The sequence below is a fragment of the Nostoc sp. 'Peltigera membranacea cyanobiont' 232 genome, from assembly GCF_002245985.1.
GTDB lineage: Bacteria > Cyanobacteriota > Cyanobacteriia > Cyanobacteriales > Nostocaceae > Nostoc.
The window spans coordinates 35,770-54,543 of the sequence record NZ_NOLK01000041.1; the positions used below are offsets into that span (position 1 = coordinate 35,770).

Annotated in this window: 12 protein-coding genes; 10 read left to right on the forward strand and 2 right to left on the reverse strand. The window is 42.3% G+C overall.

Features of this window, described 5'->3' with window-relative positions; translation table 11 throughout:
- Positions 1–80: 80 nt before the first annotated feature.
- Positions 81–2,270 carry a glycine--tRNA ligase subunit beta gene (gene glyS, locus CDG79_RS15965; protein ID WP_223278167.1) on the reverse strand — a complete coding sequence of 730 codons (2,190 nt, stop codon included), beginning with the start codon at positions 2,268–2,270 and terminating at the stop codon, positions 81–83.
- A 233-nt stretch (positions 2,271–2,503) separates the two neighbouring features.
- Here glyS and CDG79_RS15970 point away from each other — a divergent pair, with 233 nt between their 5' ends.
- From CDG79_RS15970 to CDG79_RS15990, 5 genes are all read left to right on the forward strand, one after another.
- Complete coding sequence (locus tag CDG79_RS15970) at positions 2,504–3,016, forward strand: hypothetical protein (RefSeq protein ID WP_094342982.1); 513 nt, start codon at positions 2,504–2,506, stop codon at positions 3,014–3,016.
- Between the two features lie 734 nt (positions 3,017–3,750).
- Positions 3,751–5,040, forward strand: a complete 1,290-nt coding sequence (locus tag CDG79_RS15975) for a glycosyltransferase family 4 protein (RefSeq protein ID WP_094342983.1) — start codon at positions 3,751–3,753, stop codon at positions 5,038–5,040.
- Between the two features lie 463 nt (positions 5,041–5,503).
- Complete coding sequence (locus CDG79_RS15980) at positions 5,504–6,151, forward strand: TetR/AcrR family transcriptional regulator (RefSeq protein ID WP_094342984.1); 648 nt, start codon at positions 5,504–5,506, stop codon at positions 6,149–6,151.
- A 288-nt stretch (positions 6,152–6,439) separates the two neighbouring features.
- Positions 6,440–8,086, forward strand: coding sequence for an efflux RND transporter periplasmic adaptor subunit (locus CDG79_RS15985; RefSeq protein WP_094342985.1), 1,647 nt, complete (start codon positions 6,440–6,442; stop codon positions 8,084–8,086).
- A gap of 118 nt (positions 8,087–8,204) precedes the next feature.
- Positions 8,205–8,669, forward strand: coding sequence for an RpiB/LacA/LacB family sugar-phosphate isomerase (locus CDG79_RS15990; RefSeq protein WP_094342987.1), 465 nt, complete (start codon positions 8,205–8,207; stop codon positions 8,667–8,669).
- On the opposite strand, the gene CDG79_RS15995 is transcribed toward CDG79_RS15990, so the two are convergent.
- On the reverse strand, positions 8,652–10,622 hold the full coding sequence (locus tag CDG79_RS15995) for a heavy metal translocating P-type ATPase (RefSeq protein ID WP_094342989.1): 1,971 nt from the start codon (positions 10,620–10,622) through the stop codon (positions 8,652–8,654). The two genes, CDG79_RS15990 and CDG79_RS15995, sit on opposite strands and share 18 nt — an antisense overlap.
- A gap of 299 nt (positions 10,623–10,921) precedes the next feature.
- Here CDG79_RS15995 and CDG79_RS16000 point away from each other — a divergent pair, with 299 nt between their 5' ends.
- The 5 genes from CDG79_RS16000 to CDG79_RS43770 all read left to right on the forward strand — a co-directional run bounded on the left by CDG79_RS16000 (position 10,922) and on the right by CDG79_RS43770 (position 18,644).
- A complete protein-coding gene (locus CDG79_RS16000) occupies positions 10,922–11,833 on the forward strand; it encodes a hypothetical protein (RefSeq protein ID WP_223278168.1) in 912 nt (303 codons plus the stop codon).
- A gap of 16 nt (positions 11,834–11,849) precedes the next feature.
- A complete protein-coding gene (locus CDG79_RS16005; protein ID WP_094342991.1) occupies positions 11,850–12,197 on the forward strand; it encodes an STAS-like domain-containing protein in 348 nt (115 codons plus the stop codon).
- A gap of 3 nt (positions 12,198–12,200) precedes the next feature.
- Entirely contained in the window at positions 12,201–12,824 is a 624-nt protein-coding gene (locus CDG79_RS16010) for a hypothetical protein (RefSeq protein WP_094342993.1), read from the forward strand.
- Positions 12,825–12,937: 113 nt separating this feature from the next.
- Positions 12,938–14,068, forward strand: coding sequence for a precorrin-8X methylmutase (locus CDG79_RS16015; RefSeq protein ID WP_094343004.1), 1,131 nt, complete (start codon positions 12,938–12,940; stop codon positions 14,066–14,068).
- A gap of 520 nt (positions 14,069–14,588) precedes the next feature.
- Entirely contained in the window at positions 14,589–18,644 is a 4,056-nt protein-coding gene (locus CDG79_RS43770) for a DUF4912 domain-containing protein (protein ID WP_223278169.1), read from the forward strand.
- Positions 18,645–18,774 lie beyond the last annotated feature (130 nt).

Genomic DNA, 18,774 nt, shown 5'->3' on the forward strand with positions numbered 1-18,774 from the left:
ATTGCAGCAGAGTCCCTGGTTAAGCACTCCCTATAGTAGCGTTTCTTGGCAAAAATTACACAACTTTTTGTTTACCTACGTTACAGATTTTTGACGATCGCCCCAAAGTCAGCGAGAACACGGGCATGATTCCGAACTAATCCCAGCAGATGTAATCGATTCCGCTTAATTTCTGGATCGGAGTCCATAACTAATACGCTATCTGGGCCATCAAAGAAGTTACTAACTGTCGGAGCAATTTTTGCTAGTGCCGCTACTAACAGTTGATAATTTCGTGTCTGCTGTGCTGTTTGAGTTTGCGGTACTGATTCGATTAAAGCATTATACAAAGCTGCCTCAGAGGGCTTTTGGAATAATTCTGAACGAACTACCGTTTTCGGTTCTAGCTGTTTTGTATCCAAATCACCTTGGGCGGCTAATCGTGTGGAACGGTTAACGGTTTCGTAGATGTTATCTAAGGTACTATCGTTACGGATTTGTTGTAAGTATAAGGCGCGATCGCGGACATCCAATAAATCCTTTAATGTCCGTTCTGTATATTCTGGGTCATTTTCTCCCAAAACTGCATTTACCAAATCGTAATCAATCTGTTTTTCTTCTTGTAATAAGGTGCGGATGCGTTGTAAGAAAAACTCTTGTAGTGCCGTGGTTAATGATGCCCGATCTTTGTTATATTTCGCGGCAAAATCTATTGCTATTTGTGCCAATAAATCATCTAAATTTATCGGCAAATTATAGAACCAAGTAATTTTTACTACAGCATTGGCAGCCCGACGCAAGGCGAAGGGATCGGAGGAACCAGAGGGAATTAAACCTAAACCAAAGATACTCACTAAGGTATCTAATCTATCTGCCAAACCGACAATTTGACCTGTGAGTGTATCGGGTAAATTGTCACCGGCTCCCGTTGGCAGATAATGTTGAAATATTGCCTTTGCTACTTCGGCATCTTCACCACTAGCTAAGGCATATTTTTCTCCCATAATGCCTTGCAATTCGGGGAATTCATACACCATTTGAGTTACCAAATCTGCTTTACATAATAAAGCAGCCCGTTGGATTTTTTGGCTTTGATTATCTGCTAATTCTAATTGGGTAGAAATTTGCTCGGCAATCTTAACTACTCTATCTATCTTGGTACGTACCGAACCCAATTCTTCTTCGAAGGTGACTTTTTCTAACTGTGGTAAAAAGCTATCTATTGGCTTAGTTAAATCAGCTTCGTAGAAAAATCTGCCATCAGCTAATCTAGCACGAATTACCCTTTCATTCCCGACGGCAACAATATCTGATTTCTTCGGATCGCCGTTAGAAATGGTGATGAAATTAGGTAATAATTCTTGCTCAAAACTACCTGGTTTGAATACAGGGAAATAACGTTGATGAGTCACCATGACTTCAGTAATTACCTCAGTTGGTAATTCCAAAAATTCTGGTTCAAATTTACCAACAACTGTAGAAGGATATTCAACAAGATTGATTACTTCGGCTAACAAATCGGGATAAATGACTGTATACCCGCTTAAACTCTCTGCTACTGCCTTTACTTGCTCTTTAATCAGATTTTCGCGTTCTTTTGGGTCAACGGTGACATAAGCAGACTTGAGCGCAGTAACATAATCAGTGGCTTGGGCAATTGTCACAGGTTCAGGATGTAAGACGCGATGACCTTGGGAAATGCGATCGCTCTGAATCGTTTTAGAACCATTTACCAATTCTAACGGTAGCACCGTCTCATCTAACAAAGCTACCAGCCAGCGAATTGGTCGAGAAAACCTCCCATCCCCATCTCCCCAACGCATCAACCGCTTACCTTCTAAACCCCAAATCCACTGGAAAACAAGTTCTGTCAAAATTTCCGCCACGGAACGCCCAGGAATTCTTTTCTGCACAAAGACAAATTCCCCTTTGTCAGTGGGGCGAAGGAAGAGTGCATCTAGTTCCACATCTTGCTTTTTGGCAAAGCCTACTGCTGCTGCTGTTGGCTGACCATCTTTAAAGGCAGCTTGGGCGGGGGGGCCTTTAATTTCTTCTTCTCGGTCTGCTTGCTGTGATGGTAGACCGGTAATCAATACCGCCAAACGCCGGGGAGTACCGTACACTTGGACACTTTCACTCTGAAGGCTATTTGCTTCCAAACTTTGGGGAATGCGTTCTCGCCACTGTATTAAGGCATCACTGAGAAAGCTTGCAGGTAATTCTTCTGTACCAACTTCTAATAAAAACGCTAAATTTCCTGATATATCAACACTCTTAATCTTTGCCATCATAATACTACACAAAAGATATACGATATTAGACTAGTTAAATATGTAGCGCTACTCATTAAGTATTCTATTATACTTAATTGCGACACAAATTTTTGTACCACCAAAATTATATATCTGTTGGATATTGAAAGTTTATTCTCGGACTTGAATCAAAAGATAATTTAAATACATTTACAAGTGGAACCTATGCCGATTTATGATAAAGACTCAGCCTCAGCAACACTTGGAAAAAGATGATAAAATCATTTAAACAGGCACTTTTAATTATTTTAATACTGTCGGCTGCTGTGGGTTCTATAGCACTTGTCTCAACAACAAGTTTTGCTATTAACGAGGAACAGCAACAGCCAGAAACAAATCCTCCTTTACCTGCAAAATATGGCGATAACTCAAACAAATCTGATAGCGGATTCAAACTAAAAACACAAGATGAGGTAACTAAACTTTTAGGTAATCGGAAAATTAAAGAAATTAAATTCCTCAAGTGGAAAGATGCTAAACCTGCAACAGAATATAACCCCGATATTGACGGGAACCGTAAGGTTTGGAAAGTTACGGCTGATTATGTAGGTGGCATCGATTTTGATAGTGGGCGTTGTAAATCAAATGCCAAATTGACTCAAGTGCTTGATGCCGAAACTGGTGATAATCTAATGTTTGAAGTCCGTTGTCCTAAAGGTAGCTTTGAGTCCGATCTCCCTAAGCCTACAGCTGAAGAATTAAGAATTTTAGAAAACTCTAGGTAACAGTATTTCTGTTTTTAACTTTGGCTTAACTTTATCAGTTCCGATCGGGCGATCGCTCGTGATTTTTAGTTAACTGGGTTTTGGAAATCACTTAAAAAACCTTGCTGCATACATCAAAATAGATAGAGTTGAGCTTGGGTTTGTTGGATAGACTTGGCATTTTTTTCCAAAACTTCACAAAACAAGTGTTTATCTTCATTAATTTATTACACTTAACCCCGTGGCTTCATGCAGTATTTACCTATACGTATTGATAGCTACTCAAGACTTAGTGTTGAGTAGTTAGTGTCTTTGAACTACTGAAAAACTTGGATGCTGATCAATCAACGCAATACTGATGACTTAGTTAAAAATACTTCATGTGCCAGTTGAAAAGGCGGAATATTGGTTCTATACATGAAATTAAATATAATGCTACAATCCCCTAAGTGTAAAATTAACGATTAGATTCACTTTCAAATAAGTGAAGAGTTATCACATAATATATGGTGAGAAACTTAAATCAGTAAATAATTAACATTTATCAGCGATCGCTGATAAATGGAAACCCTATGTAGAGAAATCTTACTCAAGTAACAAAACTAATACCTTGTTAAAATTGATTTTAGTTGTGATTTACAAAATCATAATCTAATTACAACCAAAATTTAAATAATACAAATATTCAGATACTACTGAAATCAGTAATAAATTCGCCGTTCTCAGGTTGTGTTCACAAAATTCACAAATAGCTCATGCACATTCTGATCTATTCCTACAACTATTATCCAGAGCCAATTGGAATTGCTCCGTTAATGACTGAATTGGCAGAAGGACTAGTAAAGCGAGGTCATGAAGTGCGAGTGATTACCGGAATGCCTAACTATCCTCAGCGCGAAATTTACGATGGATATCGGGATAAATGGTACGTTACTGAACAAAAAAATGGCGTGACCATTCAGCGAAGCTACCTGAGAATTAAGTCTAAACCTAACCTTGTAGATCGGCTGTTACTGGAGTTGAGCTTTATTTTCACAAGCTTACCCCAAGCTTTTACAGGTAAACGTCCAGATGTGATTATCTTAACCGTTCCACCTTTATTAGGTATTTTGCCAGCAACAATATTAAGTTGGTTCTATAACTGTCCACTAGTTCTGAATGTGCAAGATATTTTACCAGAAGCTGCTGTGCGTATTGGGCTACTGAGAAATAAGTGGATGATCCGAACTCTTGCAGTTTTAGAAAAATTTGCATATCGGACTGCACACACTATTAGCGTCATCGCCGATGGGTTTCGTGAGAATTTAGTCAGGAAGGGAGTACCTGTTAATAAAATTGTTTGTATTCCTAATTGGGTGAATGTAAATTTCATCCGCCCTTTACCGAAACAGAACAACTCTTGGATATCTAGTCATCAACTAGATGGGAAATTTATAGTCCTTTATTCGGGCAATATTGCTCTAACCCAAGGTTTAGAAACAGTAATAGAAGCAGCAGTTTGCTTACGTCATATCAGAGATATTGTCTTTGTCATTGTTGGTGAATCAAAAGCATTGCAAAGGTTACAGGAATATTGTCTATTACATAGAGCAGATAATGTTTTGCTGCTACCGTTGCAATCACGAGAAAAACTACCCGAAATGCTAGCAGCATCTGATGTGGGATTAATTGTGCAAAAGCGCAATGTGATTTCGTTCAATATGCCCTCAAAAATACCACTGCTGCTAGCAAGTGGTCGTCCGATTGTAGGTTCAGTTCCTGCCAATGGTACTGCTGCTAGAGCGATCGAACTTAGTGGTGGTGGAATAATTGTGGAGCCAGAATCGCCTGATGCAATGGCTGCTGCGGTGCATGATTTATATACCGATCCGATTGTAGGTGTGAGGCTAGGTCATGCAGGAAGACAGTTTGCTGAAGAAAACTATTCTTTAGAACAAGCACTCGATCGGTATGAATGGCTCTTTTCTCATATTGTTGCTAATCGAAAATCAACTATTGGTATTTTGCCAAAATTCAATTCCAAGGAATCAGTTGTTGATGTGTGAACTACCCATACCGATCTGACGGTACAGTATGGGCTTCTGTAATCATGGGTGAGTGTCACAATTGGGCTTTCGGCTACACATACAAAACTCTGATTAGGATAATTTAAATCACCCGATCGGGTGATTTTTAAATCATCCGATCGGGTGACCTAAGTGTAGGAAGATGAGACTGCTCAAAAATAGGATTCTAGAGGACATTAATTGATTGGACGTTGTTCTTTGTGAGGATAACTTGATGCAACTCTAGACCTTGCTTAATAAAGCTGAATTAATCAGCGTAGCCCGCATTCCGCGTAGCATCTCATAGAAAAGACATCGCTCCATACCTTTTTCTTCCCTAAGTTTAGTATTCAATCCGACTCAAGAGGGATAAACTCATCTATAACTTATACCAATATTGTCTGCTGTGTAGTTATAATGCAAGCAAGTACTTAGAATTGCAAGCAAGTGCTTGCAAACGCTTATGGAAAACTTAACATCAAGGAGGGCACAAACTCGCGCCCGCTTGATAAAGGCAGCAACTAAAGTGTTTGCAACGGCGGGTTTAACTGGAGCGACAACGCGAGAAATTGCTCGTGTTGCTGCGGTCAATGAGGTAACATTATTTCGTCATTTCCAGAACAAAGAGCAATTACTAGCTGCTGTAATTACCGAAGCGATCGCTTTACAGTCCCAAGCCTTAGCTCATGATGACAACTGGACTCAAAACCTACATGTTGACCTCAAGAATTATGCAAGGCTTTGCAACCAGATGATAGAGGAGCATGAAGACCTAATTCGGACATTTATTGGGGAAGCAAAGCGACATCCCCAAGCCGCCCGTCTGATCTTATATGAAACTGACAAATCGCTGCGCCAACAGCTGGTTGTGTACTTGCAGAAAAGTCAAGATCGGGGCGCAGTATCTTCAGATATAGATTTAAAAGCATCTGTGGATAGTTTCATGGGGATGTTGCTTCACGGTATTCTGCGTTTTAGCGATATTCCTACCACACTAGACTACAGTCGCGAATGCTACATGGAAACTTGCGTCAATTTATTTGTCCGCGGTATTAGCACTTTGCCATTGCAACAGATAGGAAGTTTTGTTAATTCGCCGACAACAAGATGAACTGTGTTTTCTCTCTAACTTAAAGACTGAGCTTTTACTGACTAAGACAGTTTTATAAATTACACTTTCAAAAAACCATCGGAGTTAAGCAATATACAAATTAACCAGAATACGCTGAATCATATTTATGCATTTTAGGTGCTAGACATCGTGAGCGATCGCCCAAAGACCCAAACCTATATTTGTCACCAACATCAAGAAAAAAGGGCTAAAAAACTATTCAAAATAATGCTTTTTTAGCGAAGAGTAGATTGCCCAAGTCTAAATCCACAAGCTGAGTAACTGAAGATGTCCCATTCTGAGTTCCCTGATTCTCCCCGTCCAATTGAAATACAACAGCCTACTGTTACTGATTCTAGTCAAGAGTCGCAACCATTGGTAGAGCGATCGCCTAAGCCACCTCAAAAGCGGCGTTGGCCTCTAATTTTGGGAATTATCCTATTAATTGGAGGCATTGGTTTTGGTTGGCGCTGGTGGCAAACTAGTCATGCTAGCAATTCACCACCAGGAGGGGCAGCTGCTGGTCAACCGATGGCAATTCCTGTCCAGCTAGCAACTGTGGAAACTGAAACTGTGCAGGATAGTTCGGGGTTTATCGGCTCCTTAGAGGCTCCACAGTCTGTACCAATAAAACCACAGATTGGAGGGCGAATTAGCCAGATTTCGATCAAAGAGGGCAATCGCGTTCAACAAGGGCAAGTAATTATTAGCCTAGAAACTGATGATGCCCAAGCCGTGCTAAGAGAAAAACAAGCAGCACTTCAACAAGCACAGGCAAATCTTGCCGAACTCAAAGCAGGGACTCGAACAGAAGTAGTTTCCCAAGCCAAAGCCCAGCTAGATCAGGCCCAAGCAAAATATCAAGATGCCGTATCTGGATCGCTACCACAGCAAGTTCAGCAGGCTGAAGCTCAAGTTAATTCTGCCAAATCCGATCTTGTACTAGCGCAAGCACGAGCAACGCGATATGCACAATTAACAAAAGAAGGGGCAACTTCTCAAGATACCCTAGACGAATACATCAAAAACAAAGATAGTGCCCAAGCAGCGTTAGTTGCAGCCGAGAAAAACTTAGAGCAACTCCGCAAAAGCAGAACTGCTAATATCCAGCAGCTAGGTGCTGCATTAGAACAACAGAAACAATTCTATAGGCAACAGGTGAACGGCAACCGCCCAGAAGATATTGCCCAAGGGCGATCGCAAGTAAGCCAAGCAGCCGCTCAAGTCCAGTCGGCTCAAGTCCAACTGCAATACACAAAAGTCTTAGCTCCTTTCACAGGTATTGTTGGTGATATCCCAGTCAAGGTAGGACAGTATGTTGCACAAGGGGATCAACTCACCACATTGACTAAAAACGACTCTTTAGAACTGAATATATCCATTCCGCTAAATCAAGCCAGAAAGTTGCGCTTAGGATTACCTGTGCAAATGCTAGATGCCCAAGGCAAACCCACAACAACGGGTAAAATCAGTTTTATCTCCCCAAATGCCAGTTCCGATTCGCAGACAGTTTTGGTAAAAGCCAACTTTGGCAATTTGAGAAATCGATTGCTTAATCTTCAGTCAGTGCAAACTAAAGTGATCTGGGATGAACGTCCAGGAATCTTAATTCCAGTTACAGCAGTATCTCGCCTGGGTGGAGAGACTTTTGTGTTTGTGGCTCAAGCGCCAGCAGCAGAGAACTCTAAACCTGGAGCGCCAGCAGCAGAGAACTCTAAATCTGGAGCGCTAGCAGCAGAAAACTCTAAACCTGGAGCGCCATCTTTAGTGGCTCAACAAAAGCCCGTGAAATTGGGAGTTATTGAGGGGAATAATTATCAAGTTCTCGAAGGACTAAAAGCTGGAGAGAAAATTGTTGTTTCCGGTATTCTCAACATCAGGAATGGCGCTCCCATTACTCCTGCACCAGCAGAAGCGGGTAGTCCGAAGCCTTAATTGAAGAGGGGAGACGAGGGGGACAAGACAAAGAGAATAACCAATACCCAATTTCCCTGTCTCCTAATAAACATCGTAGTATGAGGAGATGGGGAAGACTAATTTTAAGGGGGAATGCATGAAAATCGCTATTGGCAGTGATGAACGCACCAACCTTACCGATCGCATAGTGGAAGAACTTCTGCAACGTGGGCATGAAGTTATACCCTTCGGTTCTTTAGCCGAGAATGATTTAGAAGTAGATTGGCCCCTCAGTTGTAGTAAAGTTGCTTTGGCAGTAGCAACCCAGAAAGCAGATGAGGGAATTGTCTTTTGTTGGACTGGGACTGGCGCATCTATTGCCGCCAACAAAGTCTCTGGTATACGTGCAGCATTATGCCATGATGCTGAGACTGCACGCGGGGCACGGATTTGGAATCATGCGAATGTCCTAGTATTGAGTTTACGTGCGACTACAGAAGCGATCGCCAAAGAAATACTAGATGCCTGGTTCACCACACCCTATTCTGAAGATGAGTGGAACATCCTGCAAATGGAACGGATTAGACAGTTAGAGAAAAGTGCTTTATTTCAGCAATCTTAGACCACTGAGGGTAACTAATACTGTAGAGCCTTCATGTCCAATCACGCCAATGGGTAAGTTAATACTTCCGAGAAAGTTGCCCACCAAAAGCAACATAATGAAACCCAACGCTACGACTATATTCTGTTTGACTATAGATTGCGATCGCCTCCCCAAATGTATCGCCACCGCAATTTTTTCTAGCTTGTCTGCCATCAGTACTATATCTGCGGTTTCCAATGCCACATCACTACCAGATATTCCCATCGCTATACCCACAGATGCTTGGGCTAAAGCTGGTGCATCATTAATTCCATCGCCCACCATTGCCACAGTTTGATACTTTTGCTGTAAAAGGCGGATAACGTCTAGCTTATCTTCTGGTAGAAGTTGAGCATATACTCGATCGATTCCGACTGCTTTGGCGACACTGTGAGCAGTTTCTTCATTATCCCCGGTTAACATGACAATTTGTTCAACTCCCAGTTTCTTTAACCGGGTAATGGTTGCGGATGCTTGCGATCTGACTTCATCTGCGATCGCAATTACACCCATTACCTCTGCTATATTTCCCTGTGCTACCCAAACCACAGTTTTACCTTCTTGCTCCAAAGATTGAGCCATTTCTCGCAATTCTTCAGGTAAATTTGTCACATATTGCTGCATAAAAACGGCATTGCCCACAATTACCTGTTGTTCTCGAGCAATTCCGACAATTCCCTGTCCAGGGATGGCTTGCACTTGGATTGCACCAACCAAATCAAAATCACCCTTCGGGTTCAACAGTTTCGACTCGACGGGAACCGCCAAGACTCGAACTGTTTCACCAGCCGCCTGCACAATTGCCTTACCGATGGGATGTTCTGAATAGGATTCCACACTAGCTGCGGCTTTTAATACATCTGCTTGAGTGTATTCACTAACTGGAATTACTTGGAATACCTGCAACTGTCCTGTTGTCAGAGTACCAGTTTTATCAAATGCGATCGCTCTCACTTTGCCAATCTTCTCCAACTGCGCCCCATTTTTAAACAAAATCCCCTGTTTTGCACCATTGGCGATTCCTGAAAGCAGTGTGGGCATAATTGCAGCCATCAGCGCACAGGGAGAAGCTACCACCAAAAAAGTAAGCGCCCGATAAATTGTCGTTTCCCAATCCCAACCCCAAATAAATGGCGGTAAAGTTGCCAGCAATACCCCGGCTACTACAATTACTTTGGCATATCCTTTTTCAAAGCGATCGATAAACTCTTGCGAAGGTGGTGCTTCTGTCTGTGCTTGTTCTACCAAGCGAATCACACGCTGGATTAAACTGCTTTGGGCTGGTTTGTGTACCTTAACTTGCAATGCGCCATAGCCGTTGAGCGTACCGGCAAATACTTCTGCACCCACTGTTTTCTCTACAGGTAAAGACTCGCCTGTAATTGCAGCTTGATTGAGACTACTGTAACCAGATAAAATTATCCCATCAGTAGGAATTAGCTCTCCAGGTTTGACGACAATCTCATCACCGACTTTTAGCTGACTAATCGGAACTTCCTCTTCCCTTCCCTGAAGCAAAACTCTGGCTGTATCTGGTGTCAAACTCATCAAACTCCTGATACTGCGCTCAGTTCGCGCCATTGCATAGCCTTCTAATGCGCCACTGATAGCAAAAATCAAAATCAAAATTGCCCCATCAATAATTAGATGATATTCTCCTCGCCATAAGCCGAGGCTAGCAGCACCAATCGCCGCCACAATCATCAGCAAATCTACATCGAGTTCTTTTTCCTTGAAAAGGGTAGTCAATCCTTCCCGCGCACTTTCGTAACCACCAATTACATAAGCAGCAGGTAGCAGCAGGAATGCGAATCCCAACCAACCGAGATGCAAGGCGAACCATCCGAGAAATAGCAGTAAGCCACACGAAATGGCTGCTACAGTATCTGCGTGTTCTCTGGTGAATTGGTTGAAACGTTGGGGGTAGAGCATGAGAGATGAATTTATAGTGACTCTCTCACGCTAAACCTTGACATTAATGTTAATGTCAAGGTTTATAATGATTTTGAAACACAGAGTGAGTAGGTTCGCAGATTGATTTTCTATGTTAGTGTGTGTTTTATTCTGGGTATAGTCCGCTAATTTGTAAATCTTCAAATTTTTGATTAGAGGATGAAAATGATTGCTATAGAACACTCCAAAATCGCAAAAAAGCGCTAAATTTTGTTGATACCAGTGTTAAAGTTCAAGATATAAATAAATAATAAATATCTGTAATAGTTGGAGTTATCTTGCTGTTAGAGACTAAAAACCAACCAAATTTAATTCTTTATGTAACCACGATTGATGATAATCTCTATCACTTTAATAAATTATTCAAACTCAGGGATGAAATTGAGCAGCTACCCCAAGATTGCTTAAATATCAAGGTAGATTTTCACTACTGTGAATTCTTGGGACACTATGGCGTTGCTTTTTTGGGGGGACTATTCCGTTTTATCGAAGCTCGTGGCGGCTCTCTCGCTTTCGATTGGAATACACTTCCAGAGAAAATTAGTATGAACTTGGCTCAGAATGGCTTCCTGTGTGATTTTGGTTGTGACAGGAAACCTTGGGACGGCAACTCCATACCTTACCGGAACGATCTTCATCAGGATTTTAATGTTATTGCAGATTACCTGAAATATAATTGGCTGGGCAAAGGTTGGGTCAATATCAGTCCAAGACTACAAGATGCAATTACAGGGCGAGTCTTAGAGATATATTTTAATGCATTTGATCGTAGTCAATCTACTGTGGGGGTGTTCAGATGTGGTCAGCACTACCCCAAACTTGGTTTTCTTCATCTGACAGTCATCGACTTTGGTATTGGTATCCCTACTAGTGTTCGCTCTCTACCTCAGAACTTAGACATGACTGCGAATGAGGCTCTAGAGTGGGCATTTGAGCCGGGAAATAGCACTAAGCAAAACAGTGTCTCCCGTGGCGCAGGCTTAAATTTATTGCAGGAGTTCATCGTAAAAAATCATGGAAACCTTACAATATTTAGTAATGACGGATATGTCAATATAGGCGATAATATTATATATGAGAACAAATGTACTAACTTTAAGGGAACCCTGATTAATATTGCACTTCGGTGTGATGAATCTTACTATTGCCTAGCAACTGAAGCTCATCAACTTAAGAAGCGGTTATTTTAAAGACGGAGATAGAGGAATGGCATACAAAATTTTTGATCTCGTCGGGAAATACGCCATCAGCGCTGAGAGTGGGCAGAAGGTATATGACCAGATTCATCCAGTTCTGATTGCTGGCAACCCTGTAGAATTAGATTTTACTGGAGTTCAGGTGTTTGCTTCTCCTTTTTTCAACTTTGCGATCGGTCATCTCTTGAAAGATATTCCAGCAGATAACCTTAATCGGCTAGTTGAATTCACTGCCATAAGTTCTGAGGGGTGGAATGTTCTTGAACGTGTGATTGCCAATGCGAAGCATTACTATTCTGATGAGCAATTTCGTAATGCGGTTGATGAAGTAATCACAGAAAAGGCTGCAACTTTTTAAGGCATGGTGGTTAATCTTAACATCCAAGCTGATATCATCGATATCAAAACTGATAATCCCCAGCAGGATGATATTTTTCTTGTAGATACCAACGTCTGGTTTTGGCAAACTTATACAAATGCTGGATTTGGTACTCAAACTTCCAGATTCAGCAATTATCTCAAATATATTAATCAAGCTCTTGTAAATGGAGCGACACTGACATATTCAGGGCTAATTTTGGCTGAATTGGCTCATATCATTGAGAAAACTGAATATAACATTTATACAAAATCGCATGGGCTTTTGCCACTTAAAGAATATCGTCATAATTACCCAAATGAACGGATGAATGTTGTTGCTGAAGTTCAGTTAGCTTGGAGTCAAGTGAAGGCGCTTGCTGTTCCTGTTAATCTGACAGTAGATGACGCAACAACTGATGCAGCACTAAACAGATTTCAAACTCAAGCTGTTGATGGCTATGACCTACTACTCCTCGAAGCTATTAGCAGGGCAGGAGCAGGGAAAATTAAAATTATCACAGATGACATGGATTATACTGTTGTTCCAGGTATTCAGGTATTTACGAGCAATAACAACGTCATCCAAGCAGCTAATACACAGAAAAAATTATTGGCTAGCAGGTAGTTTGACTAAGCTAAGTTAAAAGCGTAGACACGCAGTGGCTTATCATCATACATCGCCTTTTCTAAACGCCCTCTCAACAATAATTAACTTCTTTAAAACTATAATTTGTGGAAATCAAAAGCAGCGATCTAACAATTAAGCAGTTAACGCATTTGGTAGGCGGCGGTTTAACTCCGCGGATGGTGCGACATTATCATCAATTGGGATTGTTACCGCAACCAGTACGATCGCACAGCAATTACCGTCTCTACACTAAAAAAGATGTTCTGCGGTTGCAAAGGATTGTTGCACTGAAGCAGCAAGGGTTTCAGCTAAACCACATCCGCAATATTTTGGAAGTGGAACCAGAAGCTGACACAACTGTTAACCTCATGGGACAACTCCAGCAGCAATATCGGGCGGTGATGCAACAAATTTCGCAACTGCGCCAAACTGCATCAGCATTAGAAGGATTATTGGGGCGCGATCGCCATTGTCAAGTTATCCAGGCGGAAGTTTTGGCACAACTGAAGTTACTTGATGTCGAAACTCAAGCCGGATTGGGGGGATTGGAAAACCTCTGGAGTGGTTTGGATGCCGAAATTCATACTCATTCGGAAGCTTTTTCCGAATCACTACAACGCTTACTACCAGATTTGTCTCAGCGTTCGGAAATTGAACAACACTTAATTTCTCAGTTGGTTTTGGCTTGTGGCGATGTCAGTTTAGTGTCCTTTGTGAAATTGAGCCGAGGTGCGATCGCAGCTAGTCGAGAAGCCTTATCTTCAGGCTGTCAAATTGTTGTCGATACCCAAACCGTTGCTGCTGCTTTAGATCAAACCCGATTACTTCACTTGGGATGCCACACTGAAACTTTGATTGATAATCCCCATATTACCACCGCCACAGAAGCAGAAGTTGCTTTTTGGCAACATCGACAATGGCGAGAAAAATTGCTGCAAGTAGATCGGGGTTGCGTGTTGGTAATTGGTTATGCTCCCTCAGTCCTTGTAGAAGTTTGTGAAGCGATGTCTAACCAAAAAATTCAGCCTGCATTAGTAATTGGAATGCCTATTGGCTTTAGTCATGCTCCCGCAGCCAAGCGACAACTGATGCAACAAGGGATACCTTTTATTACAGTTGAAGGAACTTTGGGAGGTGGCGCTTTAGCTGCTACTGCTTTAAATGCTTTGGTGGAGTCACTGATTGATAAGCCCGATTGCCATTGTTATCTCAAAAATATAGTAGATTCCTCTGAGTGCTGAACAATTACCCCTCCACAACGCACTGGCTTCTCTGTGCCTCTGCGGGTTTAAAAGTAATTTATATAACCGCAGAGGCGCAGAGAACACAGAGGCAAGAGTTTAAAGAGGAATTTATTGTCCAAAATTTTTATCCACCTTGAACAATCAAGTACTCGGTTAAGACATTAGGATACCCAGTACTTAGCACTAATGAAAATAATATTGTTAAATAATATTGAATTTGCTAGACTTTACCAGTTTTAATAATTCAATAATTCATAATTGTGGCCATAAGCTTGCAATTTGGTATAAGTTGCAATATAAATTAGAACATTTTATAGTAAACAGACTCTGGCAATTAGAGTATAAATTATCATGTTATACAATCTCAGTCACAGTATAAATCAATACAAACGCGCTGAAGGAACTTAGAAGTAAAGATAACTCAGATGTATAATTAGCGCGTCTCCTCCATAATCCCTAACAAGATTGTGATTTAAGACTGGTAGGCTTTCTATTTTTTACTTTAATTAAGAGGCTTATGTGGCAACAAGAAAAAAAAGATACTTCGATAATCAGGCTGGTACTATGGATTTCCTTAGCTACCACTCCAATGGCAGCAAGTTTCCTGGTATTACAACCCATACTGGCTCAATCTAAACCTAATTCTCCTGCTTTTACACTGCCGCAAACAGTGCAAAATGGGACGACAGTTCGGATTGATGGTTCAAGTAGCTTGGGTGCAATCAACCAAAGCCTGAAAGATAATTTTGAAAAACAGTTTTCGGGTACTAAGGTCGAAGTTGCTGCTAATGGCACTGATACAGCACTGAAAGAGTTACTAGATGGCAAAATCGACATAGTAGCAATGGGGCGTGGGTTGACACCAGCAGAAAAAACCCAAGGACTAGAGCAAGTCCGCTTGCGCCGTGAGAAAATTGCGATCGTGGTTGGTGCTGATAATCCTTTCAAAGGCAGCTTGACTAGTAGGCAATTCGCCCGGATTTTCCGGGGACAAATTACAAATTGGTCACAACTGGGTGGGCCTCCAGGGAAGATTCGCTTAATCGATCGCCCGAATACAAGTGAGACTCGCAATACTTTTCGCACTTATCCAGCCTTTAAGACTGCTGAATTTGCTACAGGGTCTAATGCTACCCAGCTAACAGAGGATAATACCGCAGAAATCATCAAACAACTGGGCAAAGACGGCATCAGCTATGTGTTAGCTAATCAGGTGTCGAAATTGAAAGATGTGCGAGTTCTGCAATTACATCAAGCCTCCCCAGATGATGCAAAATATCCCTTCTCGCAACCTTTAGTTTACGTTTACAAAAAAAATCCCGGCTTAAGCATAGTGGATTTTCTCGGCTTTACCCTTGCACCGCCAGGACAGCAGGCTATAGAACAAGGTATAACGGCAGAAGCAGTTGCGATCGCAGCCAATGGATCGCAACCTATTGTCACCCCTTCCCCCATTGCCCAGACAAAACCTGCTGCTACAGCTTCCCCTAATGCCACTGCTTCTGCATTTGGCGACCAACCTTTTGTCGCTCCTGCTACTGCACAAAACAGTCCAATTGTAAATAAGGAAACACCATATTGGTTGCTCCTACCTTTATTTTTTATAACTGTAGGTGGATCTTTACTATGGTGGATTCTAGGAAAACGCCCATCGCCCTCCGATCGAACAGACAACTTACCAGAATCAAATCCTCATCCACCTAAGACAGAGGATGAAGAAATGGCGGTACTCAACGCCAGCACTGTTTCTTCTCTTAACGGAGCGATGCTAGAGGAACAGCCAATAGCACACTTCCAAGATCAAGAAACCCCCGATCGCACTCCCTTCAATATCTATGCTCAAACACAATCTGACCTGAATGAGAATAGTCCTCAAGGGACATCAAATTTAGTCCAAGAGGCAACTAATGGCACCTCTAACCTTTATGAAGGTACAGGTACAACCTCTAGCGTAGCTAATGGATCGGGAGCCGCAGCTTTAACCGGTGGTGCAGCTATAGCAACGGGCATCGGGGCAGCTACCTGGTCTACCTTTAATAACAAAGAAACAGAAACAGACGCAATTGATGAGACGGTCGAGCTAAATAATTATCCGGAGACAAATCCCCCTGATTCTAATGAGGTTGCATGGGACATAGAAGCCCCAGCAGCTGTAGTAAATACTTCCTATCCTCACCTGGCTAATATTCCAGAAGAGGCATCTGGTGTGGAACTGCCTTCATCTGAACTAACAAGCCCACTGCCAGAATTGCCAGATGTGCCAGAAGCAACATCTGATTTTGGATATTGGGACACAGAAGTTAGTGAAGATGAGATAGATGACGAACTTCAGGCAGAATTGAATTGGCTAGAGAGTATAACCTCAACTGAAGATATAGCCCCAGTAGATGAATTGCCCTTTCCAGAGTCTGGTGAAGCAGAACCATCACCGTTACCAACATCTTCACAGGTCGATTTACCAGAATTGTCAGAAGAAGATGTATTCAATGTGGTAGCGGATGCAGCAGAACCTCCAATCGATATGGTAGACGAAAAATCTCAACCAGAGCCAACCGTTGGAGAAGGTGTTGCTGAAAATGACTCCATAGATTTTGCAGACGTTGCGGCTTTAGCAGCAGGTGCAGGGATTGGAGCCTGGGCTACCAATCTTGCATCAGATACCCAAGGAGAAACTAATACTCCGGTTGACAATGTACCGATCGCAGCCGAAACAGCTATTGACGATGATGAAAGCAGTATTTTGCTCACAGCGCATACCTTTACATTGGCTCATGTCTCTTGGGAAATTTCTGAAACCAAGAAAGCAGCACTGCGTCAACAGGGCGGCTCTCAATTGGTAGTGCGGCTCTATGATACAACTGGCATTGACTTGAGTTATCAAAGTCCTCAGCTTGTAAAGCAGTATGAATGTGAAGAGACAGCACACGATCGCTTGCTAGAGATTCCCCTCAGCGATCGCGATTACATCGCTGAAATTGGTTATATCGCTGATGGCGATGCCTACGGCGGTAAACTACGCTGGTTGTTTATTGCCCGTTCAGGAATTGTTCGTTTCTTCAGTCCTGTGCATCCAGATCCAATCGTCGATCGTCTGACGACTACGGATGAAACAGATATTCACTTAGAAGAAGAGAGCAGTATTTCTCTCACACCTTATACTTATACATCGGCTCATGTCTCTTGGGAAATTTCTGAAACCAAGAAGGCAGCACTGCGTCAACAGGGCGGCTCTCAATTGATAGTGCAGCTGTATGATGTCACAGGCATTGACTTGAGCTATCAAAGTCCCCAGCTTGTCAAGCTGTATGAATCTGAAGAGACAGCAGACGACGGACTGATAGATATTCCCCTCAGCGATCGCGATTATATCGCTGAAATTGGCTATCTCGCTGATGGCGATCGCTGGTTATTCATCGCCCGTTCAGCAGTTGTTCGTTTCTTCAGTCCAGTGCATCCAGATCCCATCGTTGATGTAGCGATTGCAGATGAAACAGATATTGACTTGGTAGATACCCAAGAAGAGATTGGTGAAGAACACAGCAGTATTATTCTGACACCTCGCACTTCCCAATGGGCTGATGTCTCTTGGGAGATATCCGAAACCAAGAAAGCAGCACTGCGTCAACAGGGCGGCTATCAATTGGTAGTGCGGCTGTATGATACAACTGGGGCTGACTTGAGTTATCAAAGTCCTCAGCTTGTCCAGCAGTATGAATGTGACGAGACAGCACGCGATCGCTTCGTGGAAATTCCCATCAGCGATCGCGATTACATAGCTGAAATTGGCTATGTCGCTGATGGCGATGCCTACGGCGGTAAACTACGCTGGTTATTTATTGCCCGTTCAGGAATTGTTCGTGTCTTCAGTCCCGTTCATACAGATTCCCCCATTGAAGATGTAGCGTTAGCCAGCGAAACAGCTATTAACTTTGAAGATGTAGCATTAGCGGGCGAAACAGCTGTTGACTTGGTAAATGTAGAAGAAGAGAGTAGTGAAGAAGAAAGCAAAATACTGCTCACAGCCCGTACTCCCAAATGGGCTTATGTTTCTTGGCACATTTCCCCGACTCAGAATGAAGCACTGCATCAACAAGGTGGTTCTCAATTAGTAGTGCGGCTCTATGATGTGACAGGGATTGACTTGAGTTATCAAAGTCCTCAACTTATCCAGCAGTATGAATGTGAAGAAGTAGCCCGCGATCGCTTTGTGGCCATTCCCGTGAGCGATCGCGACTATATGGTTGAAATTGGTTATGTTGCTGATAGCGATGCCTACGGCGGTAAACTACGTTGGTTACTCATCGCCCGTTCGCCTAACGTTCGCGTTTTCAATCGTTCCCACGAAGATTTTTGGTTTGTAGCAGATGCTGAGTTAATTATTCACGGAGCAACCCAACCAAATACAAACGTCAACATTAGTGGACATCCCGTCAAAGTCAAACCCGATGGAACTTTCCACCTACGTCTTCCCTTTTCAGATGGTTTAATGGACTATCTCATCACAGTCGCGGCTGATGGGGAATCCACTAAAACCATCCATAAAAAGTTCTCTCAGGAAACTTCAGAGAACTAGTAATTACGCTAAATTATCCCTTTTCACCCTATTCTCCCTTTTTAGGGGGAAATAGGGAAAGGGTTAATTCGCTCAAAGTCTTGCATGATAGAAATTAAGAAAAATATATGTACAAAATGACAAGGGAACC